At 45.6% G+C, this 22,165-nt stretch carries 15 protein-coding genes; 6 read left to right on the forward strand and 9 right to left on the reverse strand.

Going from position 1 to position 22,165, the window contains the following annotated elements; genetic code table 11:
- The first annotated feature begins 113 nt into the window (after positions 1-113).
- Complete coding sequence (locus SSED_RS17435; protein WP_012143669.1) at positions 114-1,505, forward strand: endonuclease/exonuclease/phosphatase family protein; 1,392 nt, start codon at positions 114-116, stop codon at positions 1,503-1,505.
- A gap of 88 nt (positions 1,506-1,593) precedes the next feature.
- On the opposite strand, the gene SSED_RS17440 is transcribed toward SSED_RS17435, so the two are convergent.
- Together SSED_RS17440 and SSED_RS17445 are read right to left on the reverse strand one after the other, a co-directional pair.
- Positions 1,594-2,883, reverse strand: a complete 1,290-nt coding sequence (locus SSED_RS17440; protein ID WP_012143670.1) for a DEAD/DEAH box helicase — start codon at positions 2,881-2,883, stop codon at positions 1,594-1,596.
- A 52-nt stretch (positions 2,884-2,935) separates the two neighbouring features.
- Complete coding sequence (locus SSED_RS17445; RefSeq protein WP_012143671.1) at positions 2,936-5,998, reverse strand: EAL domain-containing protein; 3,063 nt, start codon at positions 5,996-5,998, stop codon at positions 2,936-2,938.
- Positions 5,999-6,255: 257 nt separating this feature from the next.
- Here SSED_RS17445 and SSED_RS17450 point away from each other — a divergent pair, with 257 nt between their 5' ends.
- Both SSED_RS17450 and SSED_RS17455 read left to right on the forward strand, forming a co-directional pair.
- Complete coding sequence (locus SSED_RS17450; protein ID WP_223295922.1) at positions 6,256-7,083, forward strand: substrate-binding periplasmic protein; 828 nt, start codon at positions 6,256-6,258, stop codon at positions 7,081-7,083.
- Positions 7,084-7,214: 131 nt separating this feature from the next.
- Positions 7,215-7,661 (forward strand): thioesterase family protein, encoded by a 447-nt coding sequence (locus SSED_RS17455; protein WP_012143673.1) that lies wholly within the window; start codon positions 7,215-7,217, stop codon positions 7,659-7,661.
- 38 nt (positions 7,662-7,699) lie between these two features.
- On the opposite strand, the gene SSED_RS17460 is transcribed toward SSED_RS17455, so the two are convergent.
- On the reverse strand, positions 7,700-9,202 hold the full coding sequence (locus SSED_RS17460; protein WP_012143674.1) for a putative bifunctional diguanylate cyclase/phosphodiesterase: 1,503 nt from the start codon (positions 9,200-9,202) through the stop codon (positions 7,700-7,702).
- A gap of 69 nt (positions 9,203-9,271) precedes the next feature.
- The gene (locus SSED_RS17465; RefSeq protein ID WP_012143675.1) at positions 9,272-10,114 is read right to left on the reverse strand and encodes an HDOD domain-containing protein; all 843 of its coding nucleotides are present in this window, start codon (positions 10,112-10,114) and stop codon (positions 9,272-9,274) included.
- A gap of 292 nt (positions 10,115-10,406) precedes the next feature.
- Between SSED_RS17465 and trhP the strand changes: the two genes are divergently transcribed.
- Positions 10,407-11,792 carry a prephenate-dependent tRNA uridine(34) hydroxylase TrhP gene (gene trhP / locus SSED_RS17470; protein ID WP_012143676.1) on the forward strand — a complete coding sequence of 462 codons (1,386 nt, stop codon included), beginning with the start codon at positions 10,407-10,409 and terminating at the stop codon, positions 11,790-11,792.
- 17 nt (positions 11,793-11,809) lie between these two features.
- A complete protein-coding gene (locus SSED_RS17475) occupies positions 11,810-12,067 on the forward strand; it encodes a YfhL family 4Fe-4S dicluster ferredoxin (RefSeq protein ID WP_012143677.1) in 258 nt (85 codons plus the stop codon).
- Between the two features lie 176 nt (positions 12,068-12,243).
- Here the strand turns inward: SSED_RS17475 and SSED_RS23740 are convergent, their stop codons facing one another.
- Positions 12,244-15,411 carry a bifunctional diguanylate cyclase/phosphodiesterase gene (locus SSED_RS23740; RefSeq protein ID WP_012143678.1) on the reverse strand — a complete coding sequence of 1,056 codons (3,168 nt, stop codon included), beginning with the start codon at positions 15,409-15,411 and terminating at the stop codon, positions 12,244-12,246.
- 441 nt (positions 15,412-15,852) lie between these two features.
- Between SSED_RS23740 and SSED_RS17485 the strand changes: the two genes are divergently transcribed.
- Positions 15,853-16,125 carry a hypothetical protein gene (locus SSED_RS17485; protein ID WP_150104359.1) on the forward strand — a complete coding sequence of 91 codons (273 nt, stop codon included), beginning with the start codon at positions 15,853-15,855 and terminating at the stop codon, positions 16,123-16,125.
- A gap of 100 nt (positions 16,126-16,225) precedes the next feature.
- On the opposite strand, the gene SSED_RS17490 is transcribed toward SSED_RS17485, so the two are convergent.
- From SSED_RS17490 to ubiT, 4 genes are all read right to left on the reverse strand, one after another.
- The gene (locus tag SSED_RS17490) at positions 16,226-17,479 is read right to left on the reverse strand and encodes a GGDEF domain-containing response regulator (RefSeq protein ID WP_012143680.1); all 1,254 of its coding nucleotides are present in this window, start codon (positions 17,477-17,479) and stop codon (positions 16,226-16,228) included.
- A gap of 153 nt (positions 17,480-17,632) precedes the next feature.
- Positions 17,633-19,435 carry an acyl-CoA dehydrogenase family protein gene (locus SSED_RS17495; protein ID WP_083758956.1) on the reverse strand — a complete coding sequence of 601 codons (1,803 nt, stop codon included), beginning with the start codon at positions 19,433-19,435 and terminating at the stop codon, positions 17,633-17,635.
- Between the two features lie 267 nt (positions 19,436-19,702).
- The gene (locus SSED_RS17500) at positions 19,703-21,469 is read right to left on the reverse strand and encodes a hydrogenase maturation protein (RefSeq protein ID WP_012143682.1); all 1,767 of its coding nucleotides are present in this window, start codon (positions 21,467-21,469) and stop codon (positions 19,703-19,705) included.
- Positions 21,470-21,552: 83 nt separating this feature from the next.
- The gene (ubiT, locus tag SSED_RS17505; protein ID WP_012143683.1) at positions 21,553-22,065 is read right to left on the reverse strand and encodes a ubiquinone anaerobic biosynthesis accessory factor UbiT; all 513 of its coding nucleotides are present in this window, start codon (positions 22,063-22,065) and stop codon (positions 21,553-21,555) included.
- Positions 22,066-22,165 lie beyond the last annotated feature (100 nt).

Here is a 22,165-nt window from a genome sequence, read left to right on the forward strand (position 1 = left end):
AAAACGGGTAAACCGAGCGATTTCATAGCCAGTTAATGTACACCTGTATATGATGCCATCGAAAGCTCAACTAAATGAGCTAAAGATAACAATTAATAATGATGGGTCACAATATGAAACTACTGAAAACAGCAGCTGCGGCTGCAATATCAATGGCGTTATTAGCTGGATGTAATGACGAAACTAACAACATCTATCCACCAGAGCCAACCGAACCAACGAACGTTCGTTTCGCGACATACAACCTCTCTTTCGATCGTTATACCTTTGAAGACCTTGTCACTGAAATGCAGTTCTCTGCACCAGAGCAAGAAGCCTTGATGACCAAATGGTTTGAAGATGAACTAACTGAAGATGAATTAAAAGTTATCGAAAAAATCATTCAGATCCGTAACGTTGCAGCCGTAATTCAAACTGAGCGTCCAGCGGTATTGATGATGGGTGAGTTTAACAACGATGGCCTGGGCGAGAACCAGGATGCAATTAATGGCTTCCGTTTAAACTATCTTGCAGTGCCACAAAATGGTCTGGGCACAACCTCTGATGAGAAGAAGATGTTAGAGCCAATTCAGTTTGCTTATACTGAGAACTTCTCAACAAATACAGGCCTGTTAAGTGAATTTGATCTAGACCGTAATGGTACTGTCGCACTTCCTGGCGATGCTTGGGGCTATGGTAACTACCACGGACAGTATGCATTTGGCCTACTATCACAGTACCCAATTGATACAGATAACATCCGTACTTTCCAAGACTTTAAGTGGAAAGATATGCCTGGCGAAACTAACCCTGTGATCACTGTTTGTGATAATCCAGACAAGCCTATTCCTGATGGATTAGCGTGTGGAGATGAGTGGTACACAGCCGAAGCATGGGCACAGAAGCCACTTTCTTCTAAAAACCATGTCGATGCGCCAATTCTTATCCCAACCGCCGATGGTGAGAAAGTTGTTCACCTACTACTATCTCACCCAACACCACCAGTGTTCGATTACATCACTGAAAACAACAAGTTGTTAAACAGTGCTGAGATCAAATTCTGGAGTGAATATGTATCAAATGCCGACTACATCTACGATGATGCTGGCGTTAAAGGTGGTTTAGGTTTGGATGCATCTTTCGTGGTTATGGGCGATCTTAACGCCGACCCTGAAAATGGTGATGGCTTTCTGGAGTCAATTCAGGATCTAATGAATCATGAGCGTGTAAACGTGCTTGCTACAGATGGTGTTTACGCGCCAAACAGCCTGGGTTCAACTGAGTGTGTTGCACTTGGTGATTGTGGTGATAGCATCTACCCCGATCGTATTACCAGTACCTTTGGACTACGTGTCGATCACGCTATCCCATCAAATGATCTAAACATCATCGACTCAGGCGTATTCTGGCCGGCAACCTTCGAAGAAGGTCGTTTATTGATGAACGATGAGCGTGTAGGGAAATGGGGTAACGGTAAAGATATCTCTTCCGATCACCGCCTGGTATGGATTGAAGCAGAGCTTTAATTGTTAAGCTAGACACCAGTTACTAAAAAACCGCCCCCATTTATTATATAAATAGGGGCGGTTTTTTTATCTTTGTAAACCAATCTGGTTAACGTTTCTTATCGGCTCTTCGGCTTGCGTAACTCGACTTACCTTTATCTGCGCGATCATCGCCGCTTGCTCCTCTCTTCCCATGCTTGGGCTTACCCTTGCGTCTCTCTACACGCTTCTTGGTCGACTCTTGAGTCTCTCTATAGCGAGCAGGCAGTGGCGTTCCGAGTTCATACCCGGGAAGTACAGTACGGGGTAGCTTAAGCTCAATTAAGGTTTCAATCTCTTCAAGCATCTTCTCATCAGATGGGCATACAAACGAAATGGCCCGCCCCTTAAGACCCGCTCTTCCTGTTCGACCGATACGATGGATATAGTCTTCGGCATCGAAGGGAAGTTCCAGATTGATAACCAGAGGCAGGGCCTGAATATCCAGCCCCCTTGCGGCGACATCGGTGGCCACCAGCACTCTCAACATACCATTTTTAAATTCTTCGAGGGCACGATTTCGAGCGCCCTGAGTCTTATCGCCGTGGAATACCGCACTCTTAACCCCGTCGAGCTTTAACTCGTTCTGCAGGTGCTCAGCGCTCTCTTTACTACTGGCAAATACCAATACTTGTTGCCAATTATTACGACCGACTAACTCAGATAACAGCTCCGCCTTGCGGCGCTTATCGACAAGGTATATCTCCTGTTCAACACTGGATGCCGATCGGCTTTGAGCGACATTTATCCACTGGGGAGATTGCAACATTTTCTGCGCCAGCGCCTTCACATCGTCACTATAGGTAGCTGAGAAAAAGTGCGTAATGTGCTCAGCTGCGACAAGCGCTTTCACTCGCTCGATATCACGGACAAACCCCATGTCCAGCATTCTATCGGCTTCATCGATGACCAGTGTCTTCACATCCGATAGGTCTAATCCATGCTGGCCGATAAAGTCGAATAATCGGCCAGGTGTGGCCACTAAAATATCAACCCCGGCATTGAGTGCTTTTCGTTGAGGGTTCATATTGGCACCGCCATAAACCGCTAAGGTTTTCAGCGCTGTAAACTGACAGTAGCGAGAGATATTCTCGGCCACCTGTATCGCCAGCTCCCGAGTCGGTGTCAAGATCAGGCCCCTGAGCGAACCTAAGTTCACCTCATCAAAGATCAGCCTCTGTATTAGAGGCAGTGCAAACGCTGCGGTTTTGCCTGTACCTGTTTCGGCACAAGCCATAAGATCCACGCCCGTTAATGCAACAGGAATAACCTCAGATTGCACCTGAGTCAGTTGTTGATAGCCACAGACATCGATGGCTTCAAGAATTGAGGGGTTCAATTCGAGTGCGTCAAATTTCATGAAAAACTCACAGGGGATAATAAATGAGCGCGGAGTCTATCAAAATCAGTCATCACTGGCTAGGCGAACCCTTTTCATTGGGTAACTCTGTTAAACCGATAAGATATTTCGCTTCAAAATCTGCGACCGGAATCGGTTTTGAAAAAAGGTAGCCTTGACCATAATCACAACCCGCTTCAAACAAGATTTTTTTCTGGTACTCGGTTTCGACGCCTTCGGCAATAACTTTCATTCCAAGCTTGTGAGCCATCACGATAATCGCTTCGCAAAGGGTAACGTCATTAGAGTCAGTCTCTAAGTTACGGGTGAAGGATTGATCAATTTTAAGATAATCGATATCGAATTTTTTTAGATAGGCCAGTGACGAGTAACCCGTACCAAAATCATCGAGAGAAACCTGAACCCCAGCATCCCGGTATGCGAGCAGCTTTTCTGAGACGCCCATGCTCGCATCCAGTAACAGACCTTCGGTTATCTCCACGCAGATCCCGTTGCTCTCGAGGTTAAGCTTTTTTAACTGCTCAATCCAATCGACGAAGCTCTCTCCCTCATCCCTGAATTGGATCGGAGATTTATTAATGCTGATCTGTATCGCGACGCCAAAACGTTCACGCCACATTGCACTCTGTTTCGCAGCTTGCTCAAATACCCAGTTGCCGATTTCGATGATTAAGCCCGTCTCTTCGGCTACGGGAATAAACTCACCGGGTGATACGACCCCTCTGACGGGGTGATGCCAACGGATCAGCGCTTCGGCTTTAAACACTTTGGAATCGGTTAACTCAATGATCGGTTGATAATAAATTTCAAACTCTTTGCGTATTATGGCCTTGCGTAAGTCTCGGATAAGCAGCATCCGATATTTGGCATACTCCTGCATGGAAGGGGTAAAATAATGGTATCGATTTCTTCCCTGCTCTTTTGCGGCGTACATGGCTTGATCCGCATGCTTGAGCAGACCATCAATGCTTGAGGCATCGTCAGGATAGAGGGTGATCCCGATACTCGCACTGATATAAGCACTTTCATTATCTAAGTTAAAAGGCTCTGCCAGCCTGGAGAGAATGTTTTCGGCAACTCTTTCAACCCCTTTGTGATCTTGTATCGCCGAAAGTACGACGGTAAACTCATCACCTCCTAACCTTGCCACCACATCTGATTCACGAATGCACCCCTTGAGGCGTTTAGCCGTTTCCACAAGGAGCAGATCGCCAATATCATGACCTAAGCTATCATTGACCTCTTTGAAATAATCTAAATCGAGAAACATCAGTGCAAAATGTTTTTTATTTCGGTCTGACTTAAGTAATTCGGTGCCCAGATATTCCAACAGCATTCTTCGATTAGGTAAACCGGTTAGAGGATCATAGTTCGCCTGCTTCCAGATAATATGTTCGGCCTGTTTCTTCTCGGTAATATCGGAAAACAGTGCGACTCGGCGATAGACCTCCCCCTTGTTATCTAAAATGGTATTGATAGTCAGCCAGACAATAAATTCGGTTCCACTCTTATGCTTCAACCACACTTCCCCCTGCCACCGACCGGTTTGGGTTATCTGCATATTCATCTGTTCATATTGATTTTTACTGGTTCTATCACATTCCAGTATTCGAATATGTTTACTGAGGACCTCGCCCTCCAAATAGCCGGTTATATCGGTAAAGGCAGAGTTGATGGTGATGATATTACCCAAGCTATCCTGAACACTCATCGCCTCACTCGAGTTGTTATACACAGATGCCGCGAGTTGTAATGACTCCTCTCCCCGCTTCCTGTCGGTGATATCCGTATTCGTACCGCACACGCGAAGGGGAGCACCATTAGCGTCTTTACTCGCCACCTTGCCACGGTCGAGTATCCAGCGGGTTTCACCGCTGAATGTATTTAATCGATATTCGACTGTGTATTGAGGATTCTCTCCCTTGAGGTGTTTATCCATCGCATGCAATACCTCCAGCCTGTCCTGGGGGTGAATCGCATTAATCCATAATCGTCCATCATCATTAAGTTCTTCAACGCCAGAGCCCAAAAGCTTGGCACAATAGTCATTACGGTCGACTTTATCCGATTTAAGATCCCAATCCCATAGCCCAAGTTCACTACTGTCTAATACCAGTGCTAACTGCTCCTGACTTTTAGACATGGCTGACTCTGCTTGTTTCTGAGAGGTGATATCCAATAAGCCCGCTATCACCAACTGAACTTGGTTATTCACTCTCTGACACGCTACCGTTAAGTGGGTATAGACAATCGAGCCATCTTTAGCCACATAACGTTTATCCATCTCATACTCATCAAACTCACCATCTAACATGCGGTTAAACAGGTTAAGATCCGTTTGCAGATCATCGAAATAGGTCATTTCGGCCCAGGTTTTTAACAGCAACTCCTCCTCGGTATATTGCAACATCTGACACATGCGAGGATTCACCTTTATCCAATGCTGATCCACCGAAGAGATCGCAATACCAATATTGCCAACATTAAATTGGGAGCGAAAAATGAAGTCATCCTGAAGCTGGATCTTGGCGTCTCGTTCAATCTCCAATCGCCTGGAGAGCAACAGGCCAAGCAAGACAAACGCGATGGGGTAAACGATTAATGCCGGAAAACTAATTCGAGATAAGATGCTTATCGCCATCTCAAAGGGCAGTACAAACATCCATAGAAGGGTAATGACTTGTAGGATAAAACCAAAAGCATAGAGTTCTTTAAAGGAGAGATCAGCAATGAAACTCTTTCGATAATATCGCCAATAGCTGCCCAGGAGGCCAGAGGAAAAAATGATGCCGATTCCGGCCCACCAGCCACTTCCTCCCTCTAAGAACCGATAAACGGATGCGATAACCATGGCAACAAAAGTGGGTAAACCGCCGAAGAAGAGCCCGGAAATCCCCAGGATAATGGAACGCGCATCGAAAAAGACCCCAGGCTGATATTCCCAGTGAGTCATCATGGTCGTCACGGTGATCCCACCTATGACGGTTCCGACGGAAATCCGCCAAAGAAAAAAGTACTCATGTCTCTGCTTTCTGGGAACGGCATCGTACACAAATACCATAGCCAGAAGCAGCGCCGCATTCTGCACTAAAGAAAAAATGACATCAGAATCCATATGACGGAACGAATCTCTTAAAAATAGGGAATTGCAAACTTTGATTGTAGCAGAATCGTTATAGAAATGAGACAAGTAACTATTAAGTCTGAAGTTTACTCTACTGGCAAGAGGTACCATTCATAAGCTCAGCAGGAGAGTGCAGACTCAGGTTGAACGAAACTAATGGCGGAAACCAAGAGATATTCACATCCAGGTCACAATAAACAGCTTAAAACAGATAAATAACTGTCATATCATTAGAAAATTGGATTATCATGATTTTTAAGAGTCATATGGATACTCATGGTTTAAAGGATTTTATGCCAAACCTCAACCTACTCCCGCGAGCACTTTCACTACTATTGTGTCTCATCAGCTATAATCTTGCCGCCGATGACATGGCTAAGACCATCAAGTTAGCCGCCGAAGACAATTGGGCTCCTTATGCCGAATCCTCCGGAAGCGGACTTTCCCACTCTCTGATCAATTCTGCCTTCTCGCGTGTTGGCATCGAAGTCGACAGCATTGTTGTTCCCTATGCTCGCGCCGTTGTTATGGCCAAAAAGGGGATAGTCGACGGTGTTTTTAACTTAATAAAAGAGAAAAGCACTCAAGATCAGTTTATCTTCGGCAAGCAAGCTCTTTTTTCCGCCACTGCATCATTTTATCAAAACAAGCAGTCTCCACTTAACGTGGAAAGCAAATGGCTGCTCCCCAAAAATACCAGAGTCGGCGTCATTGATGGCTATGAGTACGGAGATGAATTATCAGAATTGCCAAACATACAGGTCATTAAGCTATCGAATCACAACCAACTGATTAACTTGCTGCTATTAAATAGAATAGATACTGCGATCATGTATGATCTGGTTGCCGAACAGTATATAGCACGGATGCGGGTTTCATCTGAGATCGGTTCGACATTCATAAACCATACCGGGCAAGTTTATCTCGCATTCTCCAAGAAGAACCCCGAGGCAGAACACTTAGCTGAGATGCTGGACACAGGATTAACAGCCCTAAAACATGATGGCAGTTACCAGCAAATTATGACTTCCAGCCTCGAAACGGCTCATCATTCGAATGGGAAGTTAAAGCCTTAGCAGGCTAAGTCTATGGTACCCTCTGAGCATACAACTTGAGATAACTTAAAGATATCAGGTATAGAGGTAGCACCTCTTCAATACATCGCTGTGCTAGACTAGCGCTAATTTTTCACCGCGATACTCCGAACATGCAAAACACTAAAGAGATGAATTACAGCTCAACATTTCACTTTCCGGTACAGATCTATTACGAAGATACAGACTTTTCCGGTGTGGTTTACCACCCCAATTTTCTGAAGTATTTTGAACGGGCAAGAGAACATGTCATCGGCGCCGATATTCTTTCGGCGTTGTGGCAAGAGGATGGTCTGGGGTTTGCGGTATATCGAAGCGATATGTTATGTCATGACGGTGTAGAATTTGCCGATATTATCGATGTTCGAACCCGCTTCTACTTCGAAAGCAAATACAGGACGGTTTGGAAACAGGAAATTTGGCGTCCCAATGCTAAGAAACCTGCGGTTACCGCTCAAATCGAGATGGTCTGTATGAATAAGGCCCGTCAGCTTGCCCCCATGTCGGCAGATTTAATCGAGCGGCTCAGTCAGTCTTTCGACTCACCGGCACTTTCATAGAATAATTAAAATAAATCCCCGTAAGATAATCGGGTAAGTTAACGCTCGCTTATCCGGGGCAGACAGCTCTGCTGAAGCAGTCCCCAACTCTCTTCGAGCTCCTTGGCACTCATCGGCTTCGCGAAGAGATCGCCTTGAATTTTATCGACCCCCATATTCGTCAATGCCAAATATATCTCCTCGGTTTCAACTCCCTCAACCGTCACCTTAAAGGCAAGCCCCTTTGCCAACTCAATGCTGCATTTCATGATGTGTAATGCACGAGAGTCGACTAACAGGTCATCGATAAACGCCTTATCAATTTTCACCTCATCCACGGGAAAGTTTTTCAAATAAGCCAGAGAAGAGTGACCCGTACCGAAATCATCGATAGCAACGTCAACACCAACCTGCTTCAATCTCTTAATCGTTTGAACCGCAGTCTCCATGTCGTCCATCAGTGTGCTCTCGGTTATCTCAATGGAAAGTGCACTGGCATCGACCTTATGTCGGTGTAACTTAGCCTGAATATCATCACATAGTGTGCCGCTGATAAGATCTTGAGTAGAAAGATTCACCGCGACTTGCAGATGTAAGCCCGACTGCTTCCATTTGGCCTGTTGAGAGATAACCTGATCCAGCGCCCACTGGCTCACAACCTTTATCATCCCGGCACACTCTACAAGCGGAATAAATTCAGCCGGCGATAACACGCCTAATTGATGGTGCTCCCAGCGCATTAACGCCTCCACCTGTACACATCGCCCATCAGATAGAGTTAGTTTTGGTTGGTAAACCATATACAACTCCCCTAACGCTAAGGCCTTAGGAAGTCGGTTAATGATACTGAGCTGGCGGTGTTGACTGACATCGTCACCTTTAACATAGCTGGCGAAGAAATATTTATCTTGTTTGGCTTTAATAAGGGCAAGATCCAGCCGTCTTAAGAGCTGACTCATATCTGTATGATGTTGCTCCAAATCCAGATAGCCCATCTGAATTTGAACCGTTATCGGGGTATCATCTATCTCAAAAGGAACTTGTAACTCGTGACGGATAGAAAGCAGTGTATCTTCCGCTTGGGCACTGTCAAAATAAAGCAAAAACTCATCTTCGTTCATGCGAGCCAGAAACGTCACCTCTTCATCGAGAGCGGTGAGGCGCTTTGATAGTGAGAGGAGTAATTTATCACCGACAGAGAAGCCAAACAGATCATTGACGAACCGAAAGCGATAGACATCGATTAACACTAAGGTTCCCTGTGTTAATGGCATCAGACTCATAAGTTTTGATTTCAGTCCTAAACGGTTAGAAAAACCAGTTAACTTATCTTTATCACTCGGAAGAGGAAGGGTTGCAATAAAGTATTGTAATGCTTGATAAAGCTGAATGTATTTTGTGGGAACCTCTGAAACATGCAACTGATGATAGCCGTGAGGCCTTTTCAGGTATTGTACTAAAGCTTGAATGAACTCAGTGTCACCTTTTTTATGCCGGTACCAATAGATGATACCAGCGACAGATAAAATGAGTAAAAACCAGATATACCAGTCGCTTTCCACGCGAGTCCGTCAACCCTATGTTAGTTTATTTATCAATTAAAAGCTGAAGACAATAAGTCCTCTGTTCACCTACTCATAACTCAGTTTAATAGAGTGGTATTTATCAAGAAACTCATCACCGGCCAACTCTTCGGCAGAAACCGGCAGCCCACGTTGTGCAAATACATCCAACCGCTCTTCGAGCTCCGCTCCAGACCTTAACTCACCGGTATAAAATGCGGCGGCGCGAACAAAGTCTAGATAACCGACATTATCAGGAAGATAATGAAGATCCGACCATCTTTCGACAACTTCCATCACTTCCGGGGCAAAATCCCAACTTTTTAAGACGGCACGGCCTATCGGCCCCTGCATCTTTCGCACTAGTGCCCTAAGTTGAACGATACTGGTAAACAACTCAGGCTGAGACTCCGCCTCGGTGAGCACTGGCAAGGCGCCAATATTATGAACCAAGCCCGCTAATGTCAGGGTGTCAAAGTTAAGTCCACTGCCCCTATGAGCCTTATTATAGATCTGTAACATGGCACAGGCCGCCGAAGTCACTTCGATAGAGCAGGTCCAGACTTCATCCATCACCTCCCACACCATCTCATTGGTCGAGATAAACAACTGCTCCATAGCAACAGAGGTCGCAATCGCTTTAATCTGAGTTAATCCGATTCTGGTGACCGCACTGTTGACGTTTTCGGCTTTCACACCACGGCTGTACAGGGCACTATTAGCCACTTTAATCATTCTTGCCGAAATCGCGGCATCCTGACCTATGATCTCAGCAACTTGTTTAGGACTCGAATCGGGTCTGGAAACGACCTCCTGAACTCTCATCGCGACCTCAGGTAACGTAGGCAGCACTAAGGAATCAGCCTTTAATTTCTTTAAAAGCCCGACCAATAGTTGATGTTCAGTAGACATTTGGACTCCCACTCTCTCTTTCTTTCAAAAATAAACCGACTCAATGAGCTCGATGAGTATATCAGCTGATGAGTTAAGTGTAGGTGTAAAAAGTATTCAGATAGTTAACATCTTGTTTAGATTCTAGCTAACTTTAAGATTATTAGGGAATAAAAATCCAAATTTCACGCCCTCATTCGACGATTAATATTATACCCGCTTCGCTATGTGACATTTTTTACTCTAAATTTGATAACAGGCGTGGCATTGAGTAAAATGCCCGCCCGCTTGTTATCGCTAACTGAGAGTAATTATGTTTAAACCTGAGCTATTGTCTCCTGCTGGGACACTGAAAAATATGCGTTACGCTTTCGCCTATGGCGCTGACGCTGTCTACGCAGGCCAGCCCAGATACAGCCTTAGGGTGCGAAATAATGACTTTAAGATGGAAAATCTGGCAACGGGTATTCAAGAAGCTCATGGCTTAGGTAAAAAGCTCTACGTGGTCAGCAACATTGCGCCTCACAATACTAAGCTTAAGACCTATATCAAGGACATGGAACCTGTCGTCTCCATGAACCCTGACGCCATAATCATGTCAGATCCAGGCTTGATCATGATGGTAAGAGAAGCCTTTCCCGATCAAGTGGTCCACCTTTCAGTTCAGGCCAATGCCATCAACTGGGCATCGGTGAAGTTCTGGCAGCAACAAGGCATAAAGCGTGTGATCCTCTCTCGTGAGCTCTCACTCGATGAGATTGAAGAGATCCGCCAACGTTGCCCCGATATCGAGTTAGAAGTATTCGTTCATGGTGCACTCTGCATGGCTTACTCGGGTCGTTGCCTGCTTTCCGGCTATATCAACAAACGCGATCCAAACCAGGGGACCTGCACCAATTCATGCCGCTGGAAATATGATGCCCACGAAGCCAAAGAGACCATGGAAGGCGACATCGTTGCAGTGAACCCTCAAGGGCTTGTTGATCAAAATGGTGTGCAATTTGAGAAGCCAACATTAGGTGAAGGTCAACCAAGCGATCAAATTGTATTGTTGCAAGAAGCCGGACGTCCGGGCGAGTATATGCCCGCCTTCGAAGATGAGCATGGTACTTACATCATGAACTCTAAAGATCTTCGCGCCATTCAGCATGTCGAGCGCTTGAGTAAGATGGGCATCGACTCATTAAAGATCGAAGGTCGTACTAAATCATTTTATTATGTTGCGCGTACCGCTCAGCTCTATCGTCAGGCTATCGAAGATGCGGCTTCGGGCAGGGATTTCGACCGTACATTGATGCATAACCTGGAAGGCCTGGCACATAGAGGCTATACCGAAGGCTTCCTGCGTCGTCATGTCCATGATGAGTACCAGAACTACGATTATGGCTACTCTATCAGCGATACCCAACAGTTTGTTGGTGAGTTCACGGGTAAGCGTAACGACGAAGGCATGGCTGAAATCGACGTGAAGAATAAATTTAGCGTCGGCGATAGTGTCGAAGTGATGACTCCTCAGGGTAACCTGACACTCACTATTGACTCACTCATTAACCGTAAGGGTGAAAGTGTGGAGGCCGGGTTAGGTTCCGGACACTTTGTGTTCTTGTCGGTGCCGGCTAACGTAGAGTTAGATAAAGCTGTATTATTGCGTAACTTGCCACAAGGTCAAGATACCCGTAACCCGCACTCACCGGCATAACTGAGCGCTTAAACCAGATGGCATTAATAATCGACGATAGCTGTATCAACTGCGATATGTGTGAGCCTGAATGTCCCAATCAGGCGATCACTATGGGTGAAGAGATCTACGAAATTGATCCCGATCTCTGCACCGAATGTGTTGGGCACTACGATAAACCGACCTGTATCTCGGTGTGTCCCATCGATTGCATCGATCCGGATCCCGCTCATCAAGAGTCAGAAGATGAGCTATTGGTGAAGTACCACCTCATTACAGGTAAGCCGGTCGTGTAAAAATAATTGAAACCTGTGAGAACACCCTTCACAGGTTTCATCTTATTTCCGCACTGGTGCTTTATTAAAAAAGACCCTGCCCGACAATTCAGACTCACTCAAACCCGCCTTTTAACCTCAACAGCTTCAACATCGATAACATCGATAACATCGACGAGAGTGACTTACATACCAATTTAGTTCACCACTTTAGGTACATCTTCATCGGCGAGCGCTTGTAGGTATTGCTCAATATCGGCGGCGAGTATCGGACGGCTGAAATAATATCCCTGAAACTCTTCACATCTGGATGATTTAAGAAATTCGAGTTGCTCCAGAGTTTCGACGCCCTCGGCGATAACGGTCAAGTTGAGTGCATGAGCCATAACAATAATGGATTTGACGATGGCGACATCCTCTTTGTCCTGAGGCAAGCCACGAACGAATGACTGATCAATTTTCAGCTTATTCACAGGAAAGCGTTTCAGGCATGACATAGAGGAGTAACCTGTACCGAAGTCATCGATCGACATATGGATCCCCAAACTACTGATGGCATTGAGGGTCCGTATGGTTTCTTCGACATTCACCATCATAATACTTTCTGTGAGCTCCAACTCCAGGCAAGAGGGGGTAATACCAGAAGTTGTAATGGCATTTTTGACCGTCTCGAGAAGATCATGATGTAAAAACTGCCTCCCCGACAGGTTGACTGAAATATTAAGCGCCGGATAGCCTTGCGAAAGCCACATCTTGTGCTGCATACAAGCGGTATCGATTACCCACTTACCTATAGGGACGATTAAGCCTGTGATTTCAGCCATATTGATAAACTCTCCGGGAGAGAGCAAGCCTTTATCCGGATGCTGCCAACGAATGAGAGCCTCACAACCGATAATACGTCCATTAGGGTCAAATTGAGGCTGATAGTGGAGTACAAACTCATCGCGCTCCAACGCTTTTCTCAGATCCAGTTCTAACTCAAGCCTCTCCTGAGCATATTGATTCATCTCTTTGGTATAGAATTGAAAACAGTTACGCCCCTTCTCCTTCGCCCTGTACATGGCGCTGTCAGCATTCATCATTAAACTATCGACACTATCACCATTATCGGGAAACACTCCAATGCCTATACTGGCCGATATCACCACCTCACTACTAGGCAGCTTAAATGGCTCGTAAAAACAGGCCAATAGCTTTCTGGCGACCACTGTTGTGGCATTATCGGTTCGGGTATTGGAGAGCAATACTGTAAATTCATCGCCACCGAATCGTGAGATCACATCCTCTTTACGAAGCGCCCTCTTGAACCTCTCGGCAACCTGTTGCAACAACAGATCCCCCACAGGATGACCCGAAGTATCATTGATCATCTTGAAATGATCTAAGTCGATGAACATAACCGCCATCTGAGTCTTCGACCGCTTCGCACGCTCAAGCGCCGTATTCATCTGTAATTGAAATGCAACTCGATTAGGCAACTGAGTTAGGCTGTCATGATGCGCCAGATTATAGATGTGCTCTTCAAATAACTTTCGCTCGGTAATATCACTGAATATATAAATAATCTGTTGAGTGTCGCCATTTTCATCCTTCACCGGAATAACCGTTTGCCAGCTCAGAAAGTGCTCCCCATTCTTTCTATATCCGGAAACCTCACATTGCCAGATATCATTCTTCTTCAGTGCAGCTTCACGATTGTGGAGCATTGATTGAATGGGTCGATCTGATTGTAAAAGCTGGGGGGATTGCCCGACAACCTCGATTTGGCTATAACCTGTGATCTTATAAAATGCCGGGTTAACCCTAAGTATCTTGTCTTCACTATCGCAGATGACTATCGCCTCGGCACTCTCCTTGAAAACACTGGCCGCCATCTCCATCTCTTTGTGTGTAGACTGACGTTGTAACTCCAACGCCACACGATTAGCAAACAGTCCCAATACAGGTTTCACCCACTCCTCGATATCCATGGCCTTCTTGTCCATGACGGCGATAATGCCGATGGTTTCCCCCGACGGTGCGACGAGTGGAGCCCCAAAATAACTGTCGACCTCGAGCTCATTCAACAACTTATCTTCCGGATAATGTAGAGCCGCACGACTGGAGATAAGCTCAACGTTATGATTCATGGCGTCTTCACAAGGAGTACCACGGAGACGATAGCTAAAATTATCCTCAACTTTATCCCCAGCCCATACCGCTAACGTTTTGATGCTCTGGCAGGTTTTATCGGAAAATATGCCTATAAAAGCAAAATAAGCACCATAGGCATTGGCCAGATCTTTGACACATGATTGCAGAAACTGATCATTAGAGGTGAAGTTCGTGGCATTGAGCAAAGACTTCAATGTTTCACCCAGTTGGTGTTGCCTGGTGACCTCCTGCGCCAGCTGTTTATTGGATGTATAGAGTTCATGGGTCCGCTGGCCAACCTTAGCCTCCAAGTCTTGCTGTACCTGTAGCAATCGCCGATTGACTCGCTTGCGCTCCTCCTGACTGGCGATGAGTATCAGTATGGTCACCATGATAGCCCCAACGGAGGCCTGAAGGGTCAATAGAGACTGATTCGTCGACTCCATTACGAATGGACCATAACCGACCAGCGTTCCCGATATGGCAATACCTGAAAAAACCGTCACCAACAGGGTCGAACCACGGTGATGAAAACGTAGCGCCGTCCATATTAAAAGTGGCAACATCATAAAAATAAGCAGCTGATGCGGATCATACTCGGTATGCCAAGGCGAGAAGATCAATAAAGCCAGTCCCAGGCTAACCAGGCAAGTCCCCCATAATGCCATGACCGGAACCCCACCATTCATTGATTCATGAGGTCGAAACCACGTTAAAAGCAGAGGTACGATAACCAGAGCGCCGACGATATCCCCGAGCCACCATGTACTCCAGACTATACCCAATTCGCTCGCCTCGATAAGATTATGCATAGACAGGCTAACAAGCCCTATCGTCGCGCTGAACATGGGGGCCATCACTGCGATGGCAATAAACCAGGCGGTATGATTCACTTGAGTAAATGGGTAACGTTCGGCGCAGCGGATCAGTAGATATCCGGCGACTATGGCTTCGAGTGTATTACCCAAAGCTATCAAGATAGCGGCACTAAAAGGCAAAGCTATCGACAAGTTGACCAATAGAGCCCCGAGCATGATCCCCGGCCAGACCCGGAAACCAAAAATAAGAACGGCCGAAATCGCGATACCAGTAGGGGGCCAGACAGGGCTGACGCCGGCTTGCTCAAATGCCAGCGATAGACCGAGTCGACCGGAGAGATAATAAACGAAGGACAAGGTAGCGCACAGTGCCAGGTATCTGAGGTGATGTTTTAGTTTTTCGATATCCATATCTTCTACCCATGTCCATATCTGCTATGCGAAAAGCATTATCACTGCTTTCGATACTCCTTAATTAAGAATAGCAGTGATATAAGCGTCTGCCTTACAAGTATCACACCAACATTTATATCGCTTAATGACTTAGGGTAAGAGAGGTCAACTAATACGCGGCAGAGTAGAATAAGAGTAGAATGTAGGCTTGGAAGGCTTATGTTACCTCCCAATGGCCTGGGTGCGTAAAGTAGTAACAAAATTTAGACCTATTTTTTGGTATCCAGCAGTAAACCGTCTAACTTCAAAAATACTTTCAGGGTAATATGGCTTTATAGCTATGCTTAAAATAACAGGAGTTAAAATCGTAGAATGGCATCAGTTAAGTCGCGCCTGACATTGCTTATAACTATCCTCTCATTTATGAGCGGTTGCTCGAGTATGAAAGAGTTAGAGCCAATGAGCTATAACAGTACTGAAGAGATGATTCAGTACCTTAAACTTACCGAGCAGCAGATACAGAATATCTCGGTAATCAATAAGAGGTATGATGAACGACTCGAAAGTTCCTGTATACAAGGTATGCGAATACTAAAGAAGGCTCAGCACAAGAAAGCACTGCAACAGGCGAGAAATGATGAGCTAAAACAGGTGCTATCGCCTCAACAGTTAACACTTTTTCAGCAAAAAATCAGACGGGATAAAGCTAAGAAGGTGGCACGTTATATGTAGCTGTCTACAAAAATGAAAGTGTGTGATTAACCTATACCAGCAATGATTAGCATCGTCACAAGCAATTGATTTCTATTTAAACAAATCTTTTTAAACAGATCTATTCTGACAGCTCAACAAAACCATTTAATACCATCTGATTCTGTCCTTTCGCCTGCGCTTGCTGCAAGGCTTCATCTGACTGTTCAAGGCATTGATGGACCGATGATTGCTCAGAAATAATGGTGCCACCGATGCAAATTGAACACTTAATTTCTCTCTCTTCAAAAGCAAATGAGTGCTTACTCACACTCTCTTTAAATGCTAATAAGCACTGCTCGTTTTTAGAAAAATCTTCCCCAGAGAGTAAACAGCCAAATTCCGCTCCGCCAAATCTTGCAAGTAATTGCCCATTAAAATGACAACTTAACAACCTGGAAAATTCAATTAACACCTGATCCCCCGCGCTATGGCCGAAGTCATCATTAATGGTCATAAAATCATCCACATGAAAAAGGGCCAAAATATAATTGTCATGGCTATCCAGGATCTCTGCAAACAGCTCATCGAACTGATCGATGAAATAACGTCGATTCGATAAAGAGGTCAGATAGTCGACATTGGCAGCCATTTTGATCTCTTCAATATAATGTAACTGCTCAATGTTTTTAAAAATGCGGCAATAAAACTCCTCAGGACAGAAAGGCTTCTTCAAGTAATCATCGGCGCCACTTTTTATGAAGCGAGCCGATTGGTAAACTTTGTCGATCCCCGAATACCCGATAATAATTAAATCTCTGTCAGTAAACCGTTTACGAATTGCCTGAACCAGCTCAATACCCGTCATTTCAGGCATCTCCTGGTCGGTAATTAATAGCTTTATCTCAGCATTTTCTTTCAGGAGTTGTAACGCTTTAACGCCGTTAGCAGCCTCAAAAACGGTAAAGTTTCTCCGTTTTAAAAGGCTACAAACATAACTTCTCACCGAAAGTGAATCATCGACCACTAATACGCTGGTTTTGTGGTTAACTAATTGACCATGCAGGACTCTTAACAGGTAATGGTAAGCTTGAGAACTTTCTTTGGTGATGTAATCGATGATGGGTAAGTTCAATAGTGTCTGGTGTATCTTATCATTCATCCTGCCAGTCATGACCACGCTCGGAATGCCATGATCCAGCACGTAGGGAATGACCTCCCCCTCAGGGGCATCAGGAAGACCATAATCGACGGTCGCAACGAAGAACTCCTGATGACTAACCAGAAGCTTTTTTACTTCAGAAAAAGAGTGTGCAGTTGTGACCTGAAATCCTAACGACTTACCTATGTGTTCGATAACAGATGCAATCGCTTTATTGTCCTCAATGACCAGCATTCCTTTCACTGTCTCGCTCCCTGAAAACCTTTACCTCGTGTCTATGAACTAACAATAAATATAGCCTAAAACCAAACGATGACTTGGTTTTAGGCTTCTCACGAAAAATATTACCTCAATAACCTTAGGCTGCAGAGACGAACAGGAATAAGTTTACGGGTTCATCTCATATTGATCTTTCATGGTATAAACGTAGTTTTCCCACACACGGGTATTACGCGCCTCATCGACGGCCGGACGCTTAATCATTCGATTACATATCATCTGTTGAACACGGGTAGCGCTGCCTTTTTGACTCAGTTGCAGCGCAAATTTTGAAAAGTCACGCACCATAAAATCGAAAATCTGCTCTATTAGATCATCCTCTATCCATTTTATCTTCGCATTTTCTAAAATAAGCTGACCATAAACCACAAGCGTGAAGAGTTCGCCCAAGATCAGCAGAAAATCGAAATCTTTGCTCTGTTCCTTACTCGGTTTGGCTGCCATCAGCAGTATTTTTAATAACCGGATCTGCTTTTTGAAGATATTTACATTAGGCAGGTTTACGCCATTATAGACTTTACGGTAATCATGGAATTGAGTCTTACCCAGCCCCTTAGTCGCTCCCTGGTTAAACAGAAATGTATCATTGACCGGTTCATCCATCGTCGGAGTCTCAGGATACTCGGCAGGCTTAAAGAAGTAATTGGCCATAAATTTCAAGATGAGTGCCATATTAACGTGAACAGTCCCTTCAAGCTTTGGCAATGCCCGAATATCTCTCACCGCCATCTCGAAATACATGTTCTTCTCAAACCCTTTAGCGGCCATGACATCCCAAAGTTCGTTAATCACCTCCTCCCCTTGCGTGGTGACTTTCATCTTAACCATAGGGGTGAATAAGAGGTAACGGCGATCATCCGGGTTGGCACAACGCATGTAATCAACACCCCGCTGGGCAAACAATTTCATAGCACTAAGACGGGCATAGGAGTCGATAAACAACTGCTTAATATGGAAGAAATCGGTAACGTAATGATCGAACAGTCGTCTATGGGATGCGTGGTTTATCGCTTCGAAATAAGCATGTGAACAGATACCAATTGAAGCCCACCCCAGATTAAACTTGCCCACATTGACGGTATTGAGCGCCATATCCCATGCATCACGGCCAGTCGCTAAGACATCCGCTTTAGCGACCGGATAATTATTGAGACGATATTCGGCGACATAATTTTGAGAGTTAACGACGTTTTGCACTAACTCATAATTTGGATGCTGAGAGTCGGCGACGAAGAAAACATACTCATCGGTGTCCGTGAGCTTACCAAAGGTTGACACCAATGCCGCCTTATTGCCGTTACCGATATAATATTTACTGCCGCTGGCCAGATAGGAGCCGTCATCTTGCCGGGTGAGACACATATCGGTGGAGTAGATATCGGCGCCGTGTTCTTTTTCAGACAGGCCAAACGCGAAGATCCCCCCCTCATCTAACAGTTGTGCCGCACGTTGTTTTGCCTCTTCATTGTTACTTATCCAGATAGGCCCTAAACCGAGTATCGAGACCTGCCAGGTATACCAATGAGCCAAGCCGTAGAAGCCTAATACTTCGTTGAGCGCACAGTTACGAAAGGTGTCCCAACGGACCCCTTCGCCTCCGTAGCCTTCGGGGGTCAGGAATGTGGCAAACAGCTGCTCTTTCTTCTCGAACTCGAGAAAATCGGCATACCAGGTTCGCTCATGGTCATCGGTTTTGAGTTTAGCCTTTCCCCTACTCTCAAAAAACGCAATCGTCTTTTTAATCAAGGCTTTTGAACGGGGATCCAGATGGTCATAACTTTCAAGCTTTGGATTCAGGATAAGGGTTCGTCTCCCCACACTTCCATTCGAAGCAGGAACCGGAGGTGTGGAAGAGGGGTCAGGTTCGGCCTTGCTGGCTTGACTGTTTTTGATGGGTTCAGCCTGTTTCATATTGCGTGCTCTCAGTTGCTTTTATCTGCTTGATAAGCAGAGAGAAAATTACTTATGTCACCAATGACCACAGGATAGCGTTCCCCTGAAAGATGGGGGATGAGACTCATCATTCACACCCGAAAGCGCAACAATAAAAACAACCACCCAACATGGCCTTAACAACATATCGTACCATCTAGCCTCTTTCGACCAAGAGAGAGAACCCGGAACTGTGAGGCACATTGCCTTAAATCCGTTTAATACCGACTATTGACCCTATCGATGTTAAACGGATACTGAACTTGTCTTTATTTCCGGTTTGTTGCTGTCATATTTAAGGTGGGCAGGCGTCTTTCCACAACTGACTTTATAGACAAAATTATAGCGCTTGGCGTGGTATTGTGAGCCTTCTCCCCAGAAGCACAGCTCCATCTGAAGTAACTCCTCTTGACGGTATGCCGCCAGCGGCTTCTCTGCCTCATCCCTGTCCCGCCTTTGGAGCTTATTTGCCAGCAGTTGCTCAAATTGATAATCGGCAGCAATATCGGTGACATGCTTGTTGAGCTCAAACTGGTAGGCGGTGAAATCACCTGGGAAAATTGCATCGAGAAAACCGATATTGGCAGCGGCTTGAGCTCCTAAAGGTAAGCAAGATTCGGTCAACTCTGCCGCCTTCTCCATGCCGACTCTATTAGGAAGTGTATAGGTCCAATACTCGGAGCCATATAACCCCATCCCTTTGTAGTGCGGGTTAAGCACGACACCGTCGCGGGCAAAAATATAATCACAGGCTAAGGCCATCATCGCGCCACCGGCACCGGCATTATTTCGAACCGCTGCGACGGTGATCTTGTTGCGTGTTTCCAGTATGGCTTCAATGAGATCATCTATAGCATTGATATTTAACCAGGATGATTCGGCTTTATCTTCTGACGCCTCAATATGATTGAGATGAATACCATTAGAGAAGAAGTCATCCCCTCCCATAAGCACTAAGACCCGGGTATCCCGTACGAGTGCCGCTTTATAGGCCTTGAGCAGGCGATAACATTGCTCGGTACCCATGGCACCATTGTGAAAATTAAAATACAGATAGCCGACACTTCCCGACTCACTATAAGTTATCTCTGAGAACGTATCTGTATTGTTATCGGGTAAAACCTTCAGACTTAACTCAGGAACAGTGTCGACAGCCTCACCCAATACCCAAGTTGCGGGTAATTTAATAAAGGATTGAGACTCTCTCTTTTGTCGTTTCAAATGGCTGATCCACACAGCCCCGTCGATTGTCGCAACGCAGATAGCACCATGGCGCTGTCCTAAGATCTGTTTAGGTTTATCCCCTTTCAGCGCCCCTTCATTATGAGCACCATAGAGATAAACCGGCAGGCCACAAAATTCATCCAATACGCCGGGAAAGCTATCTGCGGCGCGAATTTTATCCAGAACGGTTTGAGTGCTGTCTCTGGACCAATCGATCGCTCGCTGAGGCTGCTTGAGCAGTGGTCGCAGCTCTCCTTTTACATCGGCTCGGGAATAATCTAAGGCTTGGGGCTTAAACCTCGAACTTAACGGGTTTGATTGGAGAGCATCCGTTCGTAGCTTAAACAGCTCGATTATCTCATCAACCAGATGAGCGGCCATCTCAGTCACTTCCTGACGGTAGAGGCTCGCTTTGGAAGCCGCTCGCATAGGGAAGTTCCCCGTCGACCAGATATCTCCGGCGTCCATTTCGCTATCGGCTTGTAATGCGGTCACCCCCCACTCACTTTCACGATTTAAGATGGCCCAGTCCAGCGATGATGGGCCACGATCGCCGGAGATCCCCGGGTGAATGATGATGCAAAGATGTTTATTCCAGATATCCTCTGGGATCCGCTGTTTTAGAAACGGGCAGAGAATGATATCCGGACGAAATACGCTGACAGTGTCACGAACCTCATCATCACAGCCGGCAAATATCACTCTCACTTCATGACTCTGAAGCCTGAGCTGCTCAAATACACGCTGAGTTAATCCATTAAATGCCGTTACCAATAACAAGATTCGCATAAAGTTCCTAACTTAACTCCCAACTTAGAGAATGAAGATAATAAAAACGGAACCAAAGGGTTCCGTTATTTTACAAATACAAATTACGCCGTTTCAGGGTTTGCCTTGAGCTGTAACTGCTGAATAAGCTGCGCCAACTTCTCGATGCTGTGCCTTATCGGAGAGGGCATGGTATCGAATTCAATACTGAGCAGTAGGTTTTTGATCTCAAGCCCCAGCTCGGTGTCACCTTCGATAGATAGCTTACGCTGGAAAAACAATGTGTCGGGATCTTCTTTACCTGCCGCGATCAATAGCAACTCTTTAGATTGACCGGTAAATGTCACTTCGGCATTTGTTGGTTGACGAACCTGCCAGCGGCCATCGAAGCTGACCTCAAACTCGAGCCCCATATCTTCGACATGTATGGCGACCCAACTATCCTGCAGAAAATCCAGCTCCTCATCTTCTGCTTGCTGAGCGAGCAGTAAACCGAGTAACCGCTCCAGAACATCCGCCTTTAATCGAAAAGGCACTAAGGCTAATGGTCTCCGAACAAGCTTGGGGCCCAGCTCTAACAGCTGACTGGCTACATTACCCAGAAGTGGTTTTTGCATTTCGATCGCGCTCCTTAACATAGGAAGTGATTTCTCTACCTACAACAGGAGAGTAAAAAAGAAAATAATTTTACCCAAAATTTATGATCGCAAACATGTT

Origin of the sequence: Shewanella sediminis HAW-EB3 (genome assembly GCF_000018025.1) — a bacterium.
Lineage (GTDB): Bacteria > Pseudomonadota > Gammaproteobacteria > Enterobacterales > Shewanellaceae > Shewanella > Shewanella sediminis.